Source organism: Nocardia sp. NPDC051833 (assembly GCF_040681225.1).
Taxonomy (GTDB): domain Bacteria; phylum Actinomycetota; class Actinomycetes; order Mycobacteriales; family Mycobacteriaceae; genus Nocardia.
In genome coordinates this window covers 1,733,169-1,753,718 of the sequence record NZ_JBFAYK010000001.1, presented here as the reverse complement: position 1 = coordinate 1,753,718, position 20,550 = coordinate 1,733,169, and the positions used below count along the sequence as shown (strand labels likewise).

Sequence of the window (20,550 nt, the reverse complement as noted above, 5' to 3'; positions counted from 1 at the left end):
GGCCGACGATAACCCGCTGACGGGCCTGGTGGGGGCCGAACGCGCCGTCAGCGGCCGGTTCTTCCGCGCACCCTGTCCAGGGGGCTTTCGGTGCGGTTGTCGTGCCTGCTCAGCGCCGGATCGGTGGGTGCCGGGCAATCGGCCGGTTACCGATGTGACAGATGCCACTTGGCGTGAGCAGGGCGGACGGCTTGCCGGGCGATTGCTGGAAGGCGCATAACCAACTCTTGGTTTGTTTTGTGGCACAAGAAAATTCCCGAGTGACTGATGCGGAGTCCTTGGCGGGTATGTACTCTCGTGCGGGAGGGCGGGTTCTCCGGTTAAGGAGAACCCGCTCATCGCCACTTCAGGGGCGGTTTTCGGGCCGAATGCGGTCCGTCGCGATGGATTCCGCGAGCGGGGCGCTCGTTCACAAATTTTCCGACAAACCGGACGTTAGCTGGTCACCGGGCGGCGACGGTGCGCGCCTCGCGCTGGCGTTCGGCCGCGTCCCGCCGGTCCGGCGCGATCAGCACCGCGGTGATCGGCACCGTCAGGCCGAGGGCGCCGAGCACGAACATCGGGAACACCAGGTCGAACGGGGTGAGCCCGCCCGGCGTCCGGCTGCCCGGATCGATCGTGAACTCCAGTGCGGCGAGCGCGGTGTAGTACACGGCGGCGACGCCGACCGCGAACAGTGCCGAGGCCGCCACCCGCACGAGGACCACCCGCACGACCTGGAACGCCCACAGCGTCGCGGTGCACAGCGCCATCGACGCCAGCACGGAGACACCGATCAGTCCCAGCGACTCGTCCACGGTGCCCTGCACCGCCAGCGCGTCCAGCGTCAGGTAGGTCGACAGGCCGACGCTGAGGCCCATCGTCAGCCCGCCGATGATCAGCCGCGGCAACTGCGGGGTCCGGCCGCCGATCAGCAGGCCGGCCAGCACGCCGACGACCGCGGTGGCGGCCGCCGCGGCGCCGAGCGCCGCGTTGTACCGCAGCGTGGTCTCCTGCACCCGGATGCCGAGCAGCGCCACCGAATTCGCCAGCCACAGGCCGACCCCGCCGAGCGAGACCGCCGCCATCGTCAGCCAGAGCAGCCGGAACCGCTGGGAGTACTTCGCGTGCCGCACACAGGCGAACGCCACCAGCGCGCCGAGGACCGACAGGCCGAACGCGAGCCAGGCGATGCCGGTACCGCGACCGAACGTCTCGGCGCCGGTCGCGGCGAGCAGGTCAGCCACGCCGGCCGGCCTCCTCGAACTGCTGCGGCTCGAGCTGCGCGATGGCGTACTCGGTGACCGCCGCCAGCGCCTGCCTGACCTCGACCGCGTTGCGCGCGTCGATGTCGACGATCGGGATGCCCTCGCGCACCGAGAGCGCCTCGCGCAGTTCGGCGATCGGGAAGCGCGGCGCGTTCGGGAAGCGGTTCACCGCGATCAGGAACGGCAGCCCGCGCGCCTCGAAGAAGTCGACCGCGGCGAAGCTGTCCTCCAGCCTGCGGGTATCGATCAGCACCACCGCGCCGATGGCGCCGCGGATCAGGTCGTCCCACATGAACCAGAACCGCTTCTGGCCGGGCGTGCCGAACAGGTACAGCACCAGGTTGCCCGGCAGCACGATGCGGCCGAAGTCCATGGCGACGGTGGTCGTCTCCTTCTCCGGCGTCTCGGCGAGATCGTCGATGCCGTCGGAGAAATGGGTGACCATCGCCTCGGTGCGCAGCGGAACGATCTCCGACACCGCACCGACGAAAGTCGTCTTGCCTGCGCCGAATCCGCCTGCCACGACGATCTTGGTCGACGCGACCCGTTGATCGGGGTTCGGGGGGCGCATGCCCTCAGAGGCCACGGAGTCCACGCAAAGTCCTCTCCATCAGTGATCGGCGTTCGTCATAGCTCGCCTGCTCGGTCAGCGTCGAATGCACTCGAAGAATCCCGCCGACTACGAGATCGCCGATCATCACCCGGACCATACCCAGTGGGCGTCCGAGGTATGCAGCTATTTCCGCGACCGAGAGCCGATGTGTACCCAGTCGCACGATTTCGGTGCGCAAGTCCCCTACGGGCCATTCCATGTGCGCGGTGTAGGAGACCGTCTCCACCACTGCCTCCAACGGCAGCGAGATCGCGGGCTCGGTCCGGCCCGAGGTCAGAGCGTAGGGCCTGACCCTGGTCGTCGGCCGGTTTTCTGATCCGTACGGACTCGACATCTCACCTCAGCCGGCGGAGCGGGCGGTGGCGGTGACCGCCGAGCCCACTCGGTCGACGAGCAGCGCCATCTCGTAGCCGATGCGGCCGATGTCGTGGCTCTTGTTGGCCAGAACCGCGAGGTGCGAGCCGTTTCCGACGCTCATCACCAGCAGGTATCCCCGCTGCATCTCGACGATCGACTGCATGACCTTGCCGCCGTCGAACAGATGCGCCGCGCCCATCGATAGACTCGCCAGCCCCGCGGTCACCGCGGCCAGCTGCTCGGCCCGGTCCGAGGGCAGGTGCGGGCTGGTCGCCTGCAGCAGACCGTCCGCCGAGACCAGCACCGCGTGCGAGACGCCGGGCACGTCCCGGGTGAAGCGGGCGACCAGCCAATTCAGATTCTCGTCCGTGGGGTGCGCGTTGCTCATTCGAGGCCTCCGTCGTTGTACTGGATCTCGGCACGGCCACTGCGGACGCCGCTGAGATGTCTGGTCAAGTTGTTGCGGATCTCCTCGGGATCGCGAGCACCCGCCTCCTCGGCCGGGGTGAGACCGCCGGGGACCAGCTGGGCGCCCGGTTTGCGGATCGGTAGGCCACCGACGGTGCGCGACGATGTCGGTGGATTGCCCGCGCTGGCCGCTGCCGACCAGCCCGCGTCTCCGGGGGAACTCCATGATGCGCCGTTGCCGCCGGATTCGGCAGTGGCGGAAGCTGGTTCGACGAGCCATTCCGAGACCATCCGCTGATAGATGGGGGTCGGGGCCTCGCCGGGCACCGGTTGCAGCCGGGTGCTCGCGGTCGGCATCGGATCCGCCGCGGCGACCGGTGCGGGCATCGGCTCGGGTGCCCGTTCGGGCTCGGGTAAGCGCGGCACCTGCCGTGTCTCGGTGAGCTCGCTGAGCGCGGAGGCGGGAACGCGTTGCGGCAGGCCGATCGTCCTGGCCGGGGCCTCGTCGGCCGGGGCGGTCGCCGGGACCGGCAGGTCGTCGGTGTCGTGCTCGTGCTCGGCCCACAGCCCGGTCGGTTCCTCGGGCTCCGGCTCGGGCTCGACGGGTGTGGGCGGCTCCTGGCCGTTGGGCCGCCGCTGCGGCAGGCCGGCTCCGGTCAGCGGCGCACTCGGCGGCTCGATGTGCTCGGCGGGACCGAAGCCGGTCGGCACGAGGGGATTCGGGCCGGTCGGCACCAGCGGGTTCGGGCCTGTCGGCACCAGCGGGTTCGGGCCCGCGGGCACCGGTACCACGAGCGGGTTCGGGCCGGTCGGCGACATGACCGGGTTGGGACCGGTGATGTCGGCGGGGGTCAGGGCGTGCGGGCCGATGGCCGAGGGCACCAGCGCGTGCGAGCCGGTCGACACGATCGGGTTGGGGCCGGTCGGCGGACCCGACACCGTGGGCGGCGGCGAGACGAGCGCGCTGGGCAGGTGCACGCTCGCGGTGATGCCCGGCTGCGGCGCCTGGGTGGAGGTGCGCCGCAGGCTGACGGTGATGGTGTGCCGCTTGGCCAGCCTGCCGACGACGAAAAGACCCATCCGGCGGGCGGTCTCGATGGTGACCTCACCACCGGAGGCGAGCCGGTCGTTGGTGGTCTGCAGGTCGTCGGCGGACATGCCGAGACCGCGGTCGGTGATCTCGATCAGGTAGCCGCCGTCGACCGCGCGGCCGACGATGACCGCCACCGAGGTGCTCGGCGGCGAGTAGCGCAGGGCGTTGTCGATGAGCTCGGCGAGCAGGTGCTCGATGTCGACCGCCGACTCACCGGCGACGACACCGTCGGGCACGTTGCCGATCTCGACCCGCTGGTAGTCCTCCACCTGCGAGACCGCGCTCCAGAGCATGTCCGACAGCGGCACCGGCGGCAGGTGACCGCGGCGCAGCACGGTGCCCGCGAGCACCAGCAGGTTGTCGCCGTTGCGGCGCATGCGGGTGGCGAGGTGGTCGAGCCGGAACAGCGTCTGCAGGCGCGAGGGGTTGTCCTCGTCGTGCTCGAGTTCCTCGATGAGCGCGAGCTGCTGCTCGACCAGCGACTGGCTGCGCCGCGACAGCGTCTCGAACATGTTGCCGATCTGCAGGCGCAGGCGGGCCTGGTCGGCGGCCAGGTTCAGGGCCTGCTCGTGGATCTCGTCGACGGCGCGGGCCAGCTGGCCGATCTCGTCGGTGGAATGCACGCCGACCGGGGCGATCTCGGGGGTCGCGCCGCCGCTGCGCACGACCGCGAGCTCGTCGGGCAGCTTCACGTGCGCGACCTCGAGCGCGTCGCGCCGCAGCCTGCGCACCGGGACGACCAGCGTGCGGGCCACCGCGAGGGCCAGCGCCAGACCGGCCAGCAGCATGCCGAGCACCAGGGTGGTCTCGCGCAGCGCGCCGGTCTGCGCGTTGGCGGTGTTGGTCTCGAGGGTGTGGTCGATGCTGTCGAGCAGCTGGTTCAGGCTCGACGCGTAGGTGTCGGCGCTGACCTGGAGGGTGTTGAGCACCGCGGCGTTGCTGGTCGGGTCGCCCGCGTTCTGGCTGAGCACGCTCATCCTGGTCTGGACGGCGTCCATCATCGCGGCCCGGCTGCCCGCCTTCTCCGGCATGATCATGGCGTAGGTCATGATCGTGGTCATCTCGGAGCCGAGCTCGACCAGCATCCGCGCCCGCGCGCTCTGGCTGCGGCCCGCGTCGGGGGAGACGACCAGCAGACGCTGGTGGGTGAGGATCCGGCGCGCCTGATGCAGCGCGGTCAGCTGCAGGAAGTAGCGCTGGACGACGAAGTCCTCGACGTTCGGCGTCTGCGCGAGCGCGTTCGCGATCCGCTCGGCGATCTCGTCGGACTGCTCACCGACCATCGCCGGGGAGCCGCCGCGCACGGTGTTGCGCAGGGTGGCGCCGGTCGCGGTGGCCGCGGTGAGCTCGGTCTGGATCGTCGGCGAGAGCCGGGCCGAGCGCATGGCGCTCTGTACCTCGGCCAGCGCCTGGTCGTAGGTCGTGAGCGCCGCGTCGGTCTGCGGGTCGGCGATCGCGCCCCAGTTGGCCGTCGCCGCGACCGCGAGTTGCTCGGTGGCGGTGGCGAATTTGACGACGGGCCGGATGACGGTGGCTTGCTCGGTGGCGGCGCTGAGCTGCGTCATCATTTGCAGCTCGTTGTTGATCCGGAGCACGGCGAACGTGGTCGCCAGCATCACCGGCAGCACCAGCACCACACCGACCTTGCGCGTAACCGACCAGTTCGACAGGCTGAATTGCCAGGAGCGCGATGCAGGTTCCATCCGCGTGCGTTGCCTCTGCTTCCACGTGAGACCCCGGCCCGCGCGGGGAGGTCGCGGAGCGATGCGAGCGCAGAACCAACTGGAGGTCTTCTTTTACCGCAGGAAAGATACCCGGCTGGGTGGGCATCGGCAATCCGGACCACACGGTCTGCAATTCGCCGAATATACGCTGGCACATCGCGACCGCCACGCGGAGCGTGCCCCTCTCAGTACGTTCTCAGTCGTTCACGGCAAACTGGGCACATGCGCATTCTGGTAGTCGACGACGATCGCGCGGTGCGGGAATCACTGCGCCGGTCGCTGAGCTTCAACGGCTACACCGTCGACCTGGCGGTGGATGGCATGGACGCGTTGGAGAAAGTCACCGCGGCCAGGCCCGATGCCCTGGTTCTCGATGTGATGATGCCCAGGCTGGACGGCCTCGAAGTGTGCCGTCGCCTGCGCAGCACCGGCGATGATCTGCCGATTCTGGTATTGACCGCCCGGGATTCGGTCTCCGAACGAGTCGCGGGCCTCGACGCGGGCGCCGACGATTATTTGCCGAAGCCTTTCGCGTTGGAGGAATTGCTGGCGCGTTTGCGCGCGTTGCTGCGCAGGCGCGCACCCGACCCGGGCGAGGCGTCGGAAGCGATGGTGTTCGCTGATCTGTCGCTGGATCCGGTGACCCGGGAGGTCTCGCGCGGCGATCGCGCCATCAGCCTCACCCGAACCGAGTTCTCGTTGCTCGAGATGTTGATGGCCAATCCGCGTCGCGTGCTCACCCGCGGCCGCATCCTCGAAGAGGTCTGGGGCTACGACTTTCCCACCTCGGGAAATGCGCTGGAGGTCTACATCGGCTATTTGCGGCGCAAGACCGAGGCCGACGGCGAGGAACGCTTGATCCACACGGTGCGCGGCGTCGGGTACGTGCTGCGCGAGACCCCTCCGTAGGCGGCCGCGATGGCATCCAAGGAACCCGCCGTCGCCGTGCTGCGGCGCCCGCCGGACGCGGGGGAGATGCGCCCACCGATGCCGCTGACGCGCTCGGTGTCGCTGCGCTGGCGGGTGACCCTGCTGGCCGCGTCGGTGGTGCTCATCGCCGTCGCGGTCACCTCCATCGCGGCCTACGCGATGGTGGCCCGCGCGCTCTACGCCGACGTCGACGCCCAGCTCGAGGCCAGGGCGGCGACGATGATCAACAACAACTTCGAGACGCTCGGCTTCCAGTCGATCGTGCTGGCCGGGTTGTTCTCCAACGATGTCGGCGTCGCGCTGATCTACGCCGACCACAAGCCGTACATGCCGCCGCAGCAGACGATTCCGCCGGTCGGCGCGCAGGAGCTCGCCGTCGCCGACGGCAAGATCAACTCGTCGCTGCGCACCGTCGGTGACCAGCGGGTGCTCGCCGCGCGCACGCACAGCGGCGCGACGCTGATCATCTCGCAGAAGCTCTACCGCACCCGTGAGGTGCTCGATCGGCTGGCCTGGCTGCTGTTCGTGGTCGGCGCCTGCGGCGTCGTGCTCGCGGCCGCGGCGGGCACCGCGGTGGGCCGTACCGGCCTGCGCCCGATCGCCCGGCTGACCGCCGCGACCGAGCGGGTCGCCCGCACCGACGACCTCACCCCGATCCCGGTCACCGGTGACGACGAACTGGCCAGGCTCACCGAGAGTTTCAACACGATGCTGCGGGCGCTGGCCGAATCCCGCGACCGCCAGCGCAGGCTCGTCGCCGACGCCGGCCACGAACTGCGCACCCCGCTGACCTCGCTGCGCACCAATATGGAGCTGCTCATCGCCTCGGGCAGGCCGGGCGCGCCGCAGCTGCCCGACGAGGACATGGCGGAGCTGCGCGCGGACGTGGTCGCCCAGATCGAGGAGCTCTCGACGCTGGTCGGCGACCTGGTCGACCTGGCCCGCGAGGACGCGCCCGAAACCGTCTACGAGCGGGTGGATCTCGGCGAGGTGGCCGAGCGCGCGCTCGAGCGTGCGCGGCGCAGGCGCACCGGCATCACCTTCACCGCCGAACTGCGCCCCTGGTTCGTCTACGGGCACGAGGCGGGCCTGGAACGCGCGGTGCTCAACGTGCTCGACAACGCCGCCAAGTGGAGTCCCGGCGACGCCGAGGTCAGGATCACCATGCGCCCGGCCGGTCCCGGCCTGCTCGAGCTGGTGGTCGCCGATGCCGGTCCGGGCATCCCCAGCGACGAACGGGAGCTGGTGTTCGAGCGCTTCTACCGGACCACGGCCTCGCGGTCGATGCCGGGTTCCGGGCTCGGGCTCGCGATCGTCAAGCAGGTGGTGACCAAGCACGGTGGCACGATCGCGATCGACACCTCCGACCGCGGCGGCGCCCTGGTCCGGATCGTGTTGCCCGGTGAGGCTCCGGCGGTTCCGGACGACTCCGAGCCCGGCTCGGTGTGATCCGCGGAGTCTCGGCGAACTGACGGGACGATCTCAGCCGCCTCTCAGTACCCGTCACGAAGCTGGTAGGCAAGCGTGAGGAGACAGACACCATGACCGACGATCCCCAGCAGCGACCTGCTGACCAGCCCGCCGACTCCGGACCGGGCAGCGCGGATCATCCCGCCGGGGCGCCGTTCCCCGGTTCGGGTCCGGCCTCGGGCCAGCTGCCCGCCGCCGGCGCCGCCCAACCCTTCGGTGGGGTGCCGCACCCCGGTCAGCCGGGCCCGTTCCCCGGGGCACAGCCGGGCGGCCATCCCGCGGGCCCGGTGCCACCCCACGCCCCTGAGCAGCCGTACGGCGCCGCGTCCTCCCACAGCGCCGAGCAGCCGTACGGCTCGCCGCAGCCCCATGGCTCAGCACAGCCCCACGGTTCCGGACAGCCCTACGGCACCGCGGATTCGTATGGCACGGCGCCACTGCCCGGCGTGTCCGCTTACGGCGTGTCGCACGGTCAGCAGGTTCCGCCCGCCTTCGGGGGACAGCCCGGCGGTGTCGTCGCGCCGCCCGCTCCGCCGCGGAAGCCGCTGCGGCTCGGTCTGGTGGCGGGAGCCACGGCGTTGGCGCTGGTCAGTGGTGGTATCGGTGGTGTCGTCGGCGTGCTGGCGACCGGTTCCGAGTCCGCCCCGGTGACCAACGCGCTCGACGCGCCCAAGCCCGCGGTCAACAACGTCGCCAACGCCCCGGCCGGGTCGACCCAGGCGGTTGCCCAGCGGGTGCTGCCCAGTGTCGTGATGATCAAGGTGGCCGGTGCGCGCGCCTCCGGCGAGGGCTCCGGGGTCGTGCTGTCCACCGACGGCTTGATCCTCACCAACAATCACGTCGCCGCGGGCGCGGGCGCCTCGGCGAAGATGGAAGTGGTGTTCAGCGACGGCAGCACCGCGCCGGCCACCATGATCGGCGCCGATCCGGTCTCGGACCTGGCCGTCATCAAGGTCAGCGGCAAGAGCGGGCTCACCCCGATCGAACTCGGCACCTCCGACGGGCTCGCGGTCGGGCAGCCGGTGATCGCGATCGGCTCGCCGCTCGGCCTGGCGGGCACCGTCACCACCGGCATCGTCTCCGCGCTCAACCGCCCGGTCTCGACCAGCGGTGAGGGCACCCCCAGTCAGGTCAACCCGGTGATCGACGCGATCCAGACCGACGCGGCGATCAACCCGGGCAACTCCGGCGGCGCGCTGGTCGACGGCCAGGGCAAGCTGATCGGCATCAACACCGCCATCGCCAGCCTCGGCGGCGAGGCAGCGGGCGGCGCGCAGAGCGGTTCGATCGGCCTCGGCTTCGCCATCCCGGTGGATCAGGCCCGCCGGGTCGCCGACGAACTGATCAAGACCGGCCACGCCACCTACGCCCAGATCGGCATCAAGCTGCGGCCGCAGGACACCGCGGCCCGGGTACTCGAGGTCACCCCGGACGGGCCCGCGGCGAAGGCGGGCGTGCCCGCCGGCGCGGTCGTCACCCGCCTCGACGACCGGCCGATCGACTCCGGCGACGCGCTGATCGCGGCGGTCCGCTCGCATCAGCCGGGCGACAAGGTGAAGCTCACCTACACCGACGAGCAGGGCGGCAATGCCAAGACGGTCGAGGTCACCCTCACCGGCGCCGCGGCGGAGGGCGGCCGATGATGCGTTCGAGCGCGGCGCTGTCGTGTGTAAGCGCTACGGTGATGAGCATGGACATCGATGCTCCCGTGGCAGGGCGGGCACTGGTTGTTGTCGTCGACGATCGGACGGCGCATGGCGGCGTGGATTCGTTCGGCCCGCTCGTCACCGAACTGCTCAGCGAGGCGGGCTTCCTCGTCGACGCCTCGGTGACGGTGCAGGCCGAGGAGGTCGAGATCCGCAACGCGCTCAACACCGCGGTGATCGGCGGCGTCGATCTGGTGATCTCGGTCGGCGGCACGGGCATGTCGCCCCGCGACATCACCCCCGAGGCCACCGTGCAGGTGCTCGACCGGGAACTGCCCGGCATCACCGAGGCGCTGCGGGCCTCGGGCCGGGTGGCCGGCTCGCTGGACGCGGGTCTGTCGCGCGGCGTCGCCGGCATCTCCGGCAGCACCCTGGTGGTGAACCTGCCGGGTACCCGCTCCGCCATCCGCGACGGCATGGCGACGCTGGGCCCGCTCGCGAGCCGGGTGATCGATGAGCTCTCCGGATTGGACGAGTGACGGCGATGACGTCGTCGGACAGCACGTCGCCGGGGGACCAGGAGGCCGTCCGGCGCAAGGCCGCCGAGGCCGCGCGCCTGGCCCGTATCTTCGGGGACGTGCTGCCCGAAACCACCGGTGACGAGCGCGGGGGGCGCTCGGATAACGACGAATGGTTACGTTCGCAGGTGCCACCGCACCACGGGTGACCTTACCGTTATCTACGTAGCCGCTACGTAATAGGCGCTCACAGAAATGCCGTTTCGGGTGTGATTGCGAACGGGTGACAATTCCTCGGGACCACGCGAAAGCGTGGTCCTTTGTCGTATAGGTGTTCGAAACTCGCCAGTAACCACTTCCGGTTCAGTCCCGTTGACGCCGCTGATCTCCGATGCATTTATGCACGTCAAAGCATGTGGCGATGTGCGCACCTGTGCTTGGGGTCACATTGAAATTTACGAACTCTTTCGTTGCCGGAACGGCTGTACAGCGTTTAATGTTCGCCATCGAGCCATCAACTATTGGCCCCCGCAGTACCCCGCTTCTGTGTGTTGAACCACCCGGTGGAACCCTGGCTCGGGTTCGCCACACCGGCCCCGCCCGTATCGTCGAAATAACAGTTGGTTACGTAACGGCAACAAAGGGGCGACACACTGAGCTGGGCCTGTGAGGTCCACCCGTCCGGTCTCGAAAGTCGAGACCGGCTGTTAGACACTGATGAGGGGAAGTATGAGCGAGAACCGCACCACCGGTGTGCGCCGCGGCGCCCGTGCCGCGGGCGTCGGCGCTGCCGCGGCCGCCGTGGCTTTCGGCCTGCTGTCGACCGGTGCCGCCAACGCCGACACCTTCGTGCCGTTGCCGGACGGCCAGAAGGTGAGCCCTGCCGGCGTGACCATCACCCGCACGGGTGAGCACGCTTTGATCTCGCCGTCGCTGGCCGCCAACGGCGCGGGTCGCGTCGTCTGGGTCTCCGGCACCGCGCTGGCCGAGGTCGCCGACACCCCCGAGGGTGAGGTCGGCCCCTGGAACGGCCCGTCCGGCCGCCCCGGTTCCAACAACTCCTCCACCCACGGCACCTCCCAGCTGAACACCGGCTACATCGTCGGTTGCCAGGTGAGCATCGCCGACGACGCGATCGGCGCCGGCGTCTCCGGCGGTCTGAGCACCGGTGGCGTGAGCGCCGGCGGCTCGATCGGCGTCAACCTGGGCCCGGGCGAGGTCAAGTTCGTGCAGATCAGCTCGAAGGACATCCAGAAGGCCGGCACCTACGCGATCGATTACCAGGACGCGGAGATCGAGATCCAGGGCTGCGCCGGCTACGCGCAGGCTCGGGCGTACACCGTGGTCGAGATCATCGGTGACAACTACTCGAAGACCACCCTGTACGGCATGCCGTTCAGCATCGGCTGACGTCTTTCGAACCGGCCCGAATCTTCTTCTCGCTGCGGCGAACTCAATCTCGAGGGACAATTCCTATGATCAACCGTAAGTTCATGGCGCGGATGGCGGGCGTCAGCGCCGCGGCCACCGTGGCCGTCGGCCTGTTCTCCACGGGCGCGGCCAACGCCGACACCTTCGTTCCCCTGCCGGGTGGCCACATCACCAAGACCCTGTCCGACGGCACCGTCGTCGAGATCAGCCTGGTGGGCGAGTCGGCCAACATCAGCCCGTCGATGGGCTCCACCCCGGTGCACCGCAACGCGTGGGTCTCCGGTAGCGCGCAGGTCACCGTCTCCGACGGCGGCTCGGGCAAGATCTTCCCGGGTTACACCGTGGGTTGCCAGGTCAACATCGCCGGCGGCGGTGTCTCCGGTGACGCGACGGTCGAAAGCGACTGGGAGGGCAACGCTTCCGGTGGCGTCGGCACCGGCGGCGAGCTCTCGCTCGGCCCCGGCCAGTCGAAGTCGTTCTACATTCTCGACATCGAGAAGGCCGACGACTACGGCTCGGAGTCGCACGGCAAGTCGAACAAGTTCAAGAACGGCGCCGGCTCGGTGACCTGGTCGGATTCGACCATCGGTCTGTCCGGCTGCGGTGGCTACGCGCAGGCTCGTGCCTTCGTGAGCGTCGAGGTCGAGACCGACAACGTCATCAGCTGGGTGACCCTGTGGGGCCAGCCGTTCAGCCTGGGCTGATCTGTTCGATCCCGAACGCTCAACGGGCCGGTCGCAATTGCGACCGGCCCGTTTTGTTGTGCCGATAAGTTTGTGGCGCTGGACATTGGCCGGTCGCCTCATTATGTTTGTGGCGAAATTTGCTTTTCAGCTTCTCGATACACCTCCCGGCTGGGCGAGTCCGCCCTGTTGCCAGCGACGCGGTCCGCGGACCCGTCTGGGCTGGGTCCGGGCGCAGCACAGATATCGACCTCGACGGTCGAGGTCGATTTTGCGTACACCTCGAGGGGAAGTATGAGCGAGAACCGCACCAACCGCGTGCGTCGCGGCGCCTTCGGCGCCGGTGCCGCAGTGGCCGTGACGATCGGCCTGTTGTCGGCCGGTGCTGCCAACGCGGATACCTTCGTTCCGTTGCCGGACGGCCAGAAGAACGGTCCCGGCGTCACCGTCAGCCGCACCGGCGAGAGCGCGATCGTCTCGCCGTCGCTCGCCGCCAACGGTGCGGGTCGCGTCGTCTGGGTCTCGGGCAACGCGCGCGCCGATGTGCAGGTCACCCCGGAGGGCGAGGTGGGTCCGTGGAACGGCCCGTCCAACCGGCCCGGTTCCAACAATTCGTCGACCCACGGTGCGTCGCAACTGAGTACGGGCTACATCGTCGGCTGCCAGGTGAGCATCGGCGACGACGCGATCGGCGGCCAGGTCGGTGTCGGTCTGGACACCAACGGCCCGATCGGTGAGGGCTCCATCGGCCTGGATCTCGGTCCCGGCGAGGTGGCCTTCGCCCAGATCAGTTCCAAGGACATTCTGAAGCCGGGCGTCTACTCGGTGGAGTACCAGGACGCCGAGATCCAGGTCCAGGGGTGCGCGGGCTATGCCCAGGCCCGGTCGTACACGGTGGTCGAGATCATCGGCGACCACTACTCCAAGACCACCCTGTACGGCATGCCCTTCAGCATCGGCTGATCGCGGCCGAGTCGACGAAATTCTCGCTAGCTCACACGAATTCACCCTCGAGGGGTCAACAGTGATGATCAATGTTGGAAGCATGGCGCGCGCGGCCGGTCTCACCGCCGCGGCGACCGTGGCATTGGGCTTGTTCTCCACCGGTGCGGCGCACGCCGACACCTTCGTTCCGCTGCCGGGCGGACATATCAGCAAAACCCTGTCCGACGGCACCGTCGTCGACATCAGCATGGTCGGGGAGTCCGCGAACATCAATCCCTCGATGGGATCGACGCCGGCGCACCGGAATGCCTGGGTGTCGGGCAGCGCGCAGGTGTCGGTGTCCGGCGGTGGCGGCGGCAAGATCTTCCCCGGCTACACCGTCGGCTGCCAGGTCAATATCGAGGGCGGCGGCCCGCGGGCCGAAGGCGGGTTCGACTCGGAGGGCGCGGTGGGCCTCGGTGGCGGAGCGCTCTCGCTCGGCCCCGGCCAGTCCAAGTCGTTCTACGTTCTCGACCTGGAGATGCCCGACGACTACGGCGACGAGTCCCACAAGACCCGCAATGCCTTCAAGAACGGCAGCGGCTCGGTGACCTGGGCCGACGAGACCATCGGCCTGTCCGGCTGCGGCGGCTACGCCCAGGCGCGCTCGTTCGTGAGCGTCGAGGTGGAGACCGACAATGTGATCAGCTGGGTCACGCTGTGGGGCCAGCCCTTCAGCCTCGGCTGACGACTCGGTACGCAGCGATCGGGGCTGGTCCCGGAACGCGAGTTCCCTGGACCAGCCCCGATTTTCGAACTCAGCGGGTGTGGTCGCCGTTGCCCCGCGACGGCTCCGGCAGGATGCCGTGCTTGCCGTTGGAGGTGTTGCCCTGCTCGGCGAGCAGGTCGCGGATCTGGACCAGCACCTCGTTGTCGGTGAGGTCGTCCTCGATGCCCATCCGCTTCTTGGCCAGGGTGGACGGCAGCACCAGGACGAAGTACAGGATCGCCGCGATGAGCAGGAAGTTGATGCCCGCCGTGATGATCGGTCCGACTTCGACGAAAGTGGCCGGTTTGCCGGCGACGAGCTGGAAACCGAGACCCAGCTCGTTGCTTCCGCCGAAGACCGCCAGCAAGGGATTGATGATTCCGTCGGTGAACGCGGTGACGATCGCGACGAAGGCCGTGCCGATCACGACGGCGACCGCCAGGTCGACTACGTTGCCGCGGAGCAGGAAATCCTTGAAACCTTTGAGCATTGCCGATGTCTCCTTCGTGCAGGAGCCGGCCCCAGGCGCTGCGCTCCGTGTCGAATGCTGCGAACGGTCGTGCTGGTTCCTGTGTGATGCTAACGAGAGTTGCGGCAAATTTCTCGCGAACAGTGTCCGGGTGCGTCCGGCGCCGCCGTCGCGCCGTCAATGGAAGACCACCGTCAGCGCCGTGCGCAACGAGGCGCCCGCGACGGCCGTGGCGTATTCGGCGTCCAGCGCGACCAGGACCACTCGTTCCGCCCCGGAGCGCCGCTCACCGGTCGCGGTGACCAGAACGACGGCGGCGTCGGTGGCGAGGGTGCGCGCCGGCTTGCTCGCGCCGGGGCCGCCCGCGTCCTCGACCCCGACGACATCGACCCGGTCACCCGCGCGCAACACCTCGGCCACCGCGGGATCGGCCAGCCGGATCGGCACGATCCTGGCCTCGGGACTGCCCGCGGCGGCCGCCGCCAGCCGGGGGCCGACCACGCGCAGATCGGTGAAGGTTTCCCCGGGGCGCATCGCGCCGGTGAGCGTAGCGCCGAGCAGAACGGCGGGGTCGGTGACGGAACCCGAAGGCAGCGAACGGGATTCGTGCCGATCGACGCGCAGGTCGTCGGCGGTGAGCAGCCTGCCGGGGGCCAGTTCGCGGGCGGCGACGACGACAGCGTCGCGGGTGGTGCCGGGATCGCCGCGGACGAACAGCGCCAGCGCGACCAGCGCGAGCACGGCGGCCGCGATGCGACGGGCGAGCAGTGCGTCGGCCCAGGCCGGGCGGTTACCGAGGGCGAAGCGCCAGGAACTGCCACGTCCCAGATCGGCAAGACTGCGAGTCATGCCCGAAGCCTAGGAGCGTGGCAGCGGGGATCAGCCGGTGAAAGTCCTGGTTGTGGACAACTCGGGGGCTGTGGACAAACCGGCGGAGGTCAGCTCGCGGCGGCGGGCGTCGAGCTCGTGGTCGACGTCGAGGTGGAGCTGCTGCCGTTGCTGCCGCTGTCCGAGGAGGAGGACTTCGCGGGCTCGCTCGCGGTGGACGCGCCACCCCGGCTGTCGGTGCGGTAGAAACCGCTGCCCTTGAACACGATGCCCACCGAGTTGAACAGCTTCCGCAGCTTCCCGGAACACTGCGGGCACTCCGTCAGTGTGTCGTCGGAGAAGGACTGAACGATGTCGAAGCGGTTGTCACACTCGGTGCACGCGTATGAATAAGTTGGCACAGGATCCTCCGCAAGTCTCGTCGATCTAGCACTCTACCGCCGACACTGCCAACGTCGGAAATCGCGGTTTCATTCCGGCGGAACGGGCCGGTCACCGCCGAGTTCACGCAGGCCACCGCCGGGCGTCAGTGCCCACCCCATTCGCCGGTCGTGCGGTTCCTCCGGCAGCCGGTCGACGAGTTCATTATCCCGGACGACGGCGATCAGGCGAGTGCTGATCCCGGCGGCGCCCAGCGTGCGGTCGTAGTACCCGGCCCCGCGCCCCAGCCGGACGCCACGGCGGTCCACCGCGAGCGCGGGCACCAGGATCGTCGCCGCGGTAGCCACGGTGTCCGGCGGCAGCGTCGCCGTGGTCGGTTCGAGTAGGCCGAAGCGGGCCTTGCGCAGCGAATCGGGGCCCTCGTAGCGCGCCCAGCTCAGCGGCCCCGGCTCCCCGGTCACCGGCAGCAACACCGTGGCGTTGCGCACACGCAGCGCGTCGAGCATGCGCAGATCGCCGGGCTCGCCGCGGATCGGGACATACGCGCAGACGACGTCATCGGCCCCGGCCAGCGGGCCGATGACGGCGGCGAGCGCCGCGGCCTCGCGGGCGTGCTCGGCGGCCCCGACCTGCGCACGTTCGGCGAGGATGTGGCTGCGCCACGCATATTTGGTGCGCTCACCGGGCATCTCCACAGCGACCACCCTAAGCTCTTGCCGACGCCGGATCGTCGCGACGGGCGATCGGACGGCAGCTGAATGGATAGGGTATGCGCATGACAGACAAGACTTCCGGTTTCCGCACTGCGGTGGTACCCGCGGCCGGACTCGGAACGCGGTTTCTGCCTGCCACCAAGACGGTGCCCAAGGAATTGCTGCCGGTGGTCGACACCCCCGGCATCGAGCTCGTCGCCGCCGAGGCCGCCGATTCCGGCGCCGAGCGGCTGGTGATCGTGACCTCGCCCGGCAAGGACGGCGTCGTCGCCCATTTCGTCGAGGATCTGGTGCTGGAGAGCACCCTGGCCGAGCGCGGCAAGTTCGCCCTGCTGGAGAAGGTCCGCAAGGCCCCGGCGCTGCTCGACGTGACCTCGGTCGTGCAGGAGGAGCCGCTGGGTCTCGGCCACGCGGTGGCCCAGGCCGAGGCGGCGCTCGACGACGACGAGGACGCCATCGCCGTGCTGCTGCCCGACGACCTGGTGCTGCCGTGCGGCGTGCTCGAGACCATGAGCCGGGTGCGCCGGGAGCGCGGCGGCTCGGTGCTGTGCGCCATCGACGTGCCGAAGTCGCAGGTCAGCGCGTACGGCGTCTTCGACGTCGAGGAGCTGACCGAGGGTGCCGAGGCCGACGTGCTGCGGGTCAAGGGCATGGTCGAGAAGCCCGAGCTGGCCGACGCGCCCTCGACCCTGGCCGCGGCCGGCCGCTACCTGCTCGACCGGGTGATCTTCGACGCACTGCGCCGGATCGAGCCGGGCGCGGGCGGGGAACTGCAGATCACCGACGCGATCGCCCTGCTGATCGCGGAGGGACACCCGGTCCATGTGGTCGTCCACCGTGGGTCGCGCCACGATTTGGGTAACCCGGGCGGCTATCTTCGAGCTGCCGTCGATTTCGCCCTCGAGCGGGAGGAATACGGCCCGCAATTGCGTGAGTGGCTGAAGTTCCGGCTCAGCCCGGAGTGGGATCCCAACTCCCCGAACGCGTAAGCGCGGCAAGCGATGGACACATAGACACAGGAGCTCGATGCGCTCGGTTGAGGATCAGCTGATCAAGGTCACCGCGGCCGCGGTCGCACCCAGGCCGGTCCGGGTCGCGATATCCGAGGCCCAGGGTCTGCTGTGCGCGGAGGACGTCGTCACCGAACGGCCGCTGCCCGGCTTCGATCAGGCCGCCATCGACGGATACGCGGTGCGCAGCGTCGACGTCTCCGCCGCGGGCACCGACGTGCGCGACGAAGAGGGCGAACTGATCGACCTCACCCTGCCGGTGGTCGGCGAGGTGGTCGCCGGTTCGCGCCAGCCCATCCGGCTGCAGCCGCGCCAGACCGTGCGCGTCGACACCGGCGCTCCGCTGCCGACGCTGGCCGACGCGGTGCTGCCGCTGGACTTCACCGACGGCGGCCGGGCCAGGATCAAGGTCTTCGAGCCGGTCCGCTCGGGCGACTACGTCCGCCGCATCGGCGACGACGTGCAGCCCGGCGACGTGGCCGTGCGCGCCGGCACCATCATCGGCGCCGCCCAGGTGGGCCTGCTGGCCGCGGTCGGGCAGGACAAGGTGCTGGTGCATCCGCGTCCGCGCCTGTCGGTGATCTCCATCGGCGGCGAGCTGATCGATATCGATCGCACCCCCGGCCCCGGTCAGGTCTACGACGTGAACTCCTATGCGCTGGCCGCGGCCGCGCGCGACGCGGGCGCCGACGTCAACCGGGTCGGCATCGTCAGCGCCGATCCGCGCAGGCTGCGCGATGTGGTCGAGGGTCAGCTGGTGCGCTCGGAGGTCGTGGTGATCGCCGGCGCGGTCGGCGGCTGGGCGTCCGAGCAGGTGCGCGAGGCGCTGGACGGGCTCGGTGAGCTCGAGGTGGACCGGGTGGCCATGCATCCGGGCTCGGTGCAGGGTTTCGGCAGGCTCGGTCGCGACGAGGTGCCGACCTTCCTGCTGCCGTCGAATCCGGTGAGCGCGCTGGTGGTCTTCGAGGTGATGGTGCGTCCGCTGATCCGGATCGCGCTGGGCCGCAGGCAGCCGATGCGGCGGATCGTCAACGCCCGCACCATCACTCCGATCACCTCGATGCCCGGCCGCAAGGGCTATCTGCGCGCGCAGCTGCTGCGTGACGAGGCCACCGGTGACTATCTGGTGCAGCCGCTGGGCAACGGCAACGGCGGGTCGTCGCATCTGCTGGCGACGCTGGCCGAGGCCAACAGCCTCATCGTGGTGGAGCCCGACGACACCGATTTCCGCACCGGTGACGAGGTGCGGGTGGCTTTCCTGGCGCAGCGCGGCTGATCAGTGGACTCGATGAACGTATTCCGGGCAGGTCAGCATCCCGGATGGCCCGCCCGGCTCGGTCCGGTGATCGTCGCGGGTGGCCAGGTGACGTTGCGCCCGGTGCGGTTCCGCGACGCCGCGGCGTGGAGCCGGATCCGGCTGCGCGATCGCGACCATTTGGAGCGCTGGGAGCCGACCGGGCGCGGCAGCTGGGAGGCGCGCAATCACGCGTCCAACTGGCCGTCGCTGTGGACGAGCCTGAAGGCCGAGGCCAGGCGGGGCGCGATGATCCCGCTGGTGATCGAGGTCAACGGGCAGTTCAGCGGACAGCTGACGATCGGCAATATCGTGCGCGGCGCGCTGCGCTCGGCCTGGATCGGCTACTGGGTGGCCAAGGATCTCGGCGGCCAGGGGGTCGCCACGGCCGCGCTCGCGCTGGGGCTGGACCACTGCTTCGGGCCGGTCGGCCTGCACCGGGTGGAGGCCACGGTGCGGCCGGAGAACCTGGCCAGCCAGGCGGTCCTGCGCAATGTCGGGTTCCGCGAAGAGGGTTTGCTGCGCCGCTATCTCGATGTGGACGGCGAATGGCGGGATCACCTGCTGGTGGGCTTGACGGTCGAAGAAGTTATGGGCACCGTCGTCGATCGCCTGGTCAGAGAGGGTCGAGCGGCGCTGCCGTGAAATTTCTGTTACTCATGTGGCAGGTGTGCACGGCGCGCCTGCCGCGAGGGCAGGCGTGTCCGAATTAACCTACGGACGTCGGTAGTGCGTCCAACTATGGATAAACGCGCAGGCGGGGACGGGAGGTGATGACCGCGATGCCGAATTCGATCCTGTGGATCGGACTTGTGGTGCTGTGGGTCTTCGTCCTGTTCCCGATCCTGGCGGACCGGCATCCCCGGATCCGCCGCACCACCGATGCCGCACTCGCCACGCGTGTGCTGCACCGTGGCGGGGCCGAACGACGGATTCGCATCGGGGCTGCGGGCGGTCACGAGACCGACCCCGACTACCGCCCCCGTGTGCTGACCAAGCGCCCCCACCGTACTGATTCGGAGGATCGGATGACGACACCGGCCGACGAGCCCGTCACCGAAGCTGACGACGAGTTGCTCACCCCCACACCGGAACTCGAGGCCGCGGCCGACGCCGAGGCCGAGCTCGGCGACGCCGCGACCGGCGACGAGCCCGGAGCCGCTACCGAGGCAGCCGATTCCGCACCTCCCGCGATCGATGACGCTGCGGCGGAATCGGATCCGGAGGACGAGGCCGCCGCGGACGACGACGATGCCGCCGCCGACCCGCCGGTCGCCGCGCGCATCCCACCCGCGCCGCCCGCTCGCCTCGAGGACGTCGCCGAGGACACCGCCGGGCCGGCCGACGACGACGAGGACTTCGTCCCGAACCGGCGCGGCCGCGGCGGTTACGACCCCGAGGCCGACGCCATCGCCCGCGCCGCCCGCTACAGCTTCCGGCAGCGCGCCGTGCTCGGGCTGATCATCGCGACCATCCTGTTCGCCGCGTTCGGCCTGCTGCTGAACTCGATGTTCTGGTGGGCGTGCGGGCTGTCCACGGCCGTGCTGGTGGGCTATCTGGCCTACCTGCGCAAGCAGGTCCACGTGGAGGAGGAGATCCGCCGCAGGCGCGCGGCTCGCCTCACCCGGGGCAAGCGCCACGAGGACACCGCCACTCCCGAGGCGGCGACGACCCGGCGCACCATGGACCGCGACACCGCGCGGGCCCTGCGCCGCCGTTCCACCCTGCTCGACACCGACGACGAGGACCCGATGTTCGAGCACCTGGAAACCTTCGATCCGGCCACCGCGCGCGCCCTCCGCACCCGGGTCGAAGACCTCGGGCGCGCCGTCGGCGAATGACTGGTCGAACCACGCAGAACAGCAGGTCAGAGTACCGATTCGGTATCTGGGCGCAACGCCTGATACAGTGTCACAGCGCGGTTCGCCAGAGCCGCACGGGGCTATAGCGCAGTTGGTAGCGCGTCTCGTTCGCATCGAGAAGGTCAGGGGTTCGATTCCCCTTAGCTCCACTTAGGAAATGGTGCATGCCCAGCATGGGCA

Annotated in this window: 22 protein-coding genes and 1 tRNA gene; 14 read left to right on the top strand and 9 right to left on the bottom strand. The window is 69.6% G+C overall.

Annotated features, from left to right (window positions below):
• Nucleotides 1-443 precede the first annotated feature (443 nt).
• From AB0L91_RS07845 to AB0L91_RS07825, 5 genes are read right to left on the bottom strand one after another with little or no spacing between them, the layout of a single operon-like run.
• Nucleotides 444-1,226 carry a hypothetical protein gene (locus tag AB0L91_RS07845; protein ID WP_357342781.1) on the bottom strand — a complete coding sequence of 261 codons (783 nt, stop codon included), beginning with the start codon at nucleotides 1,224-1,226 and terminating at the stop codon, nucleotides 444-446.
• Nucleotides 1,219-1,818, bottom strand: a complete 600-nt coding sequence (locus AB0L91_RS07840; protein ID WP_218717093.1) for an ATP/GTP-binding protein — start codon at nucleotides 1,816-1,818, stop codon at nucleotides 1,219-1,221. The genes AB0L91_RS07845 and AB0L91_RS07840 overlap by 8 nt, the downstream gene beginning before the upstream one ends.
• Before the next feature lie 4 nt (nucleotides 1,819-1,822).
• Nucleotides 1,823-2,194 (bottom strand): DUF742 domain-containing protein, encoded by a 372-nt coding sequence (locus AB0L91_RS07835; protein ID WP_355273490.1) that lies wholly within the window; start codon nucleotides 2,192-2,194, stop codon nucleotides 1,823-1,825.
• A gap of 6 nt (nucleotides 2,195-2,200) precedes the next feature.
• A complete protein-coding gene (locus AB0L91_RS07830; protein ID WP_019049250.1) occupies nucleotides 2,201-2,605 on the bottom strand; it encodes a roadblock/LC7 domain-containing protein in 405 nt (134 codons plus the stop codon).
• Entirely contained in the window at nucleotides 2,602-5,421 is a 2,820-nt protein-coding gene (locus AB0L91_RS07825; RefSeq protein WP_365008103.1) for an ATP-binding protein, read from the bottom strand. The genes AB0L91_RS07830 and AB0L91_RS07825 overlap by 4 nt, the downstream gene beginning before the upstream one ends.
• Before the next feature lie 243 nt (nucleotides 5,422-5,664).
• On the opposite strand from AB0L91_RS07825, the gene AB0L91_RS07820 reads away from it, so the two are divergent.
• From AB0L91_RS07820 to AB0L91_RS07780, 9 genes are all read left to right on the top strand, one after another.
• Nucleotides 5,665-6,351: a response regulator transcription factor gene (locus AB0L91_RS07820; RefSeq protein ID WP_355273484.1), complete on the top strand. Its 687-nt coding sequence runs from the start codon at nucleotides 5,665-5,667 to the stop codon at nucleotides 6,349-6,351.
• Nucleotides 6,352-6,360: 9 nt separating this feature from the next.
• Nucleotides 6,361-7,821 carry a HAMP domain-containing sensor histidine kinase gene (locus AB0L91_RS07815; RefSeq protein WP_357342786.1) on the top strand — a complete coding sequence of 487 codons (1,461 nt, stop codon included), beginning with the start codon at nucleotides 6,361-6,363 and terminating at the stop codon, nucleotides 7,819-7,821.
• A 92-nt stretch (nucleotides 7,822-7,913) separates the two neighbouring features.
• Nucleotides 7,914-9,485, top strand: coding sequence for a trypsin-like peptidase domain-containing protein (locus AB0L91_RS07810; RefSeq protein WP_365008099.1), 1,572 nt, complete (start codon nucleotides 7,914-7,916; stop codon nucleotides 9,483-9,485).
• Between the two features lie 47 nt (nucleotides 9,486-9,532).
• A complete protein-coding gene (locus AB0L91_RS07805) occupies nucleotides 9,533-10,027 on the top strand; it encodes a MogA/MoaB family molybdenum cofactor biosynthesis protein (RefSeq protein WP_365008096.1) in 495 nt (164 codons plus the stop codon).
• A gap of 5 nt (nucleotides 10,028-10,032) precedes the next feature.
• On the top strand, nucleotides 10,033-10,215 hold the full coding sequence (locus AB0L91_RS07800; RefSeq protein WP_355273476.1) for a hypothetical protein: 183 nt from the start codon (nucleotides 10,033-10,035) through the stop codon (nucleotides 10,213-10,215).
• Nucleotides 10,216-10,735: 520 nt separating this feature from the next.
• A complete protein-coding gene (locus AB0L91_RS07795) occupies nucleotides 10,736-11,416 on the top strand; it encodes an MspA family porin (protein ID WP_218721722.1) in 681 nt (226 codons plus the stop codon).
• A 65-nt stretch (nucleotides 11,417-11,481) separates the two neighbouring features.
• On the top strand, nucleotides 11,482-12,141 hold the full coding sequence (locus AB0L91_RS07790; protein ID WP_355273474.1) for an MspA family porin: 660 nt from the start codon (nucleotides 11,482-11,484) through the stop codon (nucleotides 12,139-12,141).
• Between the two features lie 273 nt (nucleotides 12,142-12,414).
• Nucleotides 12,415-13,083, top strand: a complete 669-nt coding sequence (locus AB0L91_RS07785) for an MspA family porin (RefSeq protein ID WP_355273473.1) — start codon at nucleotides 12,415-12,417, stop codon at nucleotides 13,081-13,083.
• Nucleotides 13,084-13,147: 64 nt separating this feature from the next.
• Nucleotides 13,148-13,792 carry an MspA family porin gene (locus tag AB0L91_RS07780; RefSeq protein ID WP_365008092.1) on the top strand — a complete coding sequence of 215 codons (645 nt, stop codon included), beginning with the start codon at nucleotides 13,148-13,150 and terminating at the stop codon, nucleotides 13,790-13,792.
• A gap of 70 nt (nucleotides 13,793-13,862) precedes the next feature.
• On the opposite strand, the gene mscL is transcribed toward AB0L91_RS07780, so the two are convergent.
• From mscL to AB0L91_RS07760, 4 genes are all read right to left on the bottom strand, one after another.
• Entirely contained in the window at nucleotides 13,863-14,303 is a 441-nt protein-coding gene (gene mscL / locus AB0L91_RS07775; RefSeq protein ID WP_355273467.1) for a large conductance mechanosensitive channel protein MscL, read from the bottom strand.
• A gap of 156 nt (nucleotides 14,304-14,459) precedes the next feature.
• Entirely contained in the window at nucleotides 14,460-15,131 is a 672-nt protein-coding gene (locus AB0L91_RS07770; RefSeq protein ID WP_365008090.1) for an SAF domain-containing protein, read from the bottom strand.
• Nucleotides 15,132-15,220: 89 nt separating this feature from the next.
• Nucleotides 15,221-15,511, bottom strand: a complete 291-nt coding sequence (locus AB0L91_RS07765) for an FmdB family zinc ribbon protein (protein ID WP_355273463.1) — start codon at nucleotides 15,509-15,511, stop codon at nucleotides 15,221-15,223.
• Between the two features lie 69 nt (nucleotides 15,512-15,580).
• Complete coding sequence (locus AB0L91_RS07760) at nucleotides 15,581-16,180, bottom strand: 5-formyltetrahydrofolate cyclo-ligase (protein ID WP_365011217.1); 600 nt, start codon at nucleotides 16,178-16,180, stop codon at nucleotides 15,581-15,583.
• Between the two features lie 86 nt (nucleotides 16,181-16,266).
• Here AB0L91_RS07760 and AB0L91_RS07755 point away from each other — a divergent pair, with 86 nt between their 5' ends.
• From AB0L91_RS07755 to AB0L91_RS07735, 5 genes are all read left to right on the top strand, one after another.
• Nucleotides 16,267-17,193, top strand: a complete 927-nt coding sequence (locus tag AB0L91_RS07755) for a UTP--glucose-1-phosphate uridylyltransferase (RefSeq protein ID WP_365008088.1) — start codon at nucleotides 16,267-16,269, stop codon at nucleotides 17,191-17,193.
• A gap of 37 nt (nucleotides 17,194-17,230) precedes the next feature.
• Nucleotides 17,231-18,490, top strand: a complete 1,260-nt coding sequence (glp, locus tag AB0L91_RS07750; protein WP_355273458.1) for a gephyrin-like molybdotransferase Glp — start codon at nucleotides 17,231-17,233, stop codon at nucleotides 18,488-18,490.
• A 12-nt stretch (nucleotides 18,491-18,502) separates the two neighbouring features.
• Complete coding sequence (locus AB0L91_RS07745) at nucleotides 18,503-19,153, top strand: GNAT family protein (RefSeq protein ID WP_218721735.1); 651 nt, start codon at nucleotides 18,503-18,505, stop codon at nucleotides 19,151-19,153.
• Between the two features lie 137 nt (nucleotides 19,154-19,290).
• Nucleotides 19,291-20,349 carry a gephyrin-like molybdotransferase receptor GlpR gene (gene glpR, locus AB0L91_RS07740; RefSeq protein ID WP_365008084.1) on the top strand — a complete coding sequence of 353 codons (1,059 nt, stop codon included), beginning with the start codon at nucleotides 19,291-19,293 and terminating at the stop codon, nucleotides 20,347-20,349.
• Nucleotides 20,350-20,446: 97 nt separating this feature from the next.
• Nucleotides 20,447-20,519 (top strand) — tRNA-Ala (locus AB0L91_RS07735).
• Nucleotides 20,520-20,550: the final 31 nt, after the last annotated feature.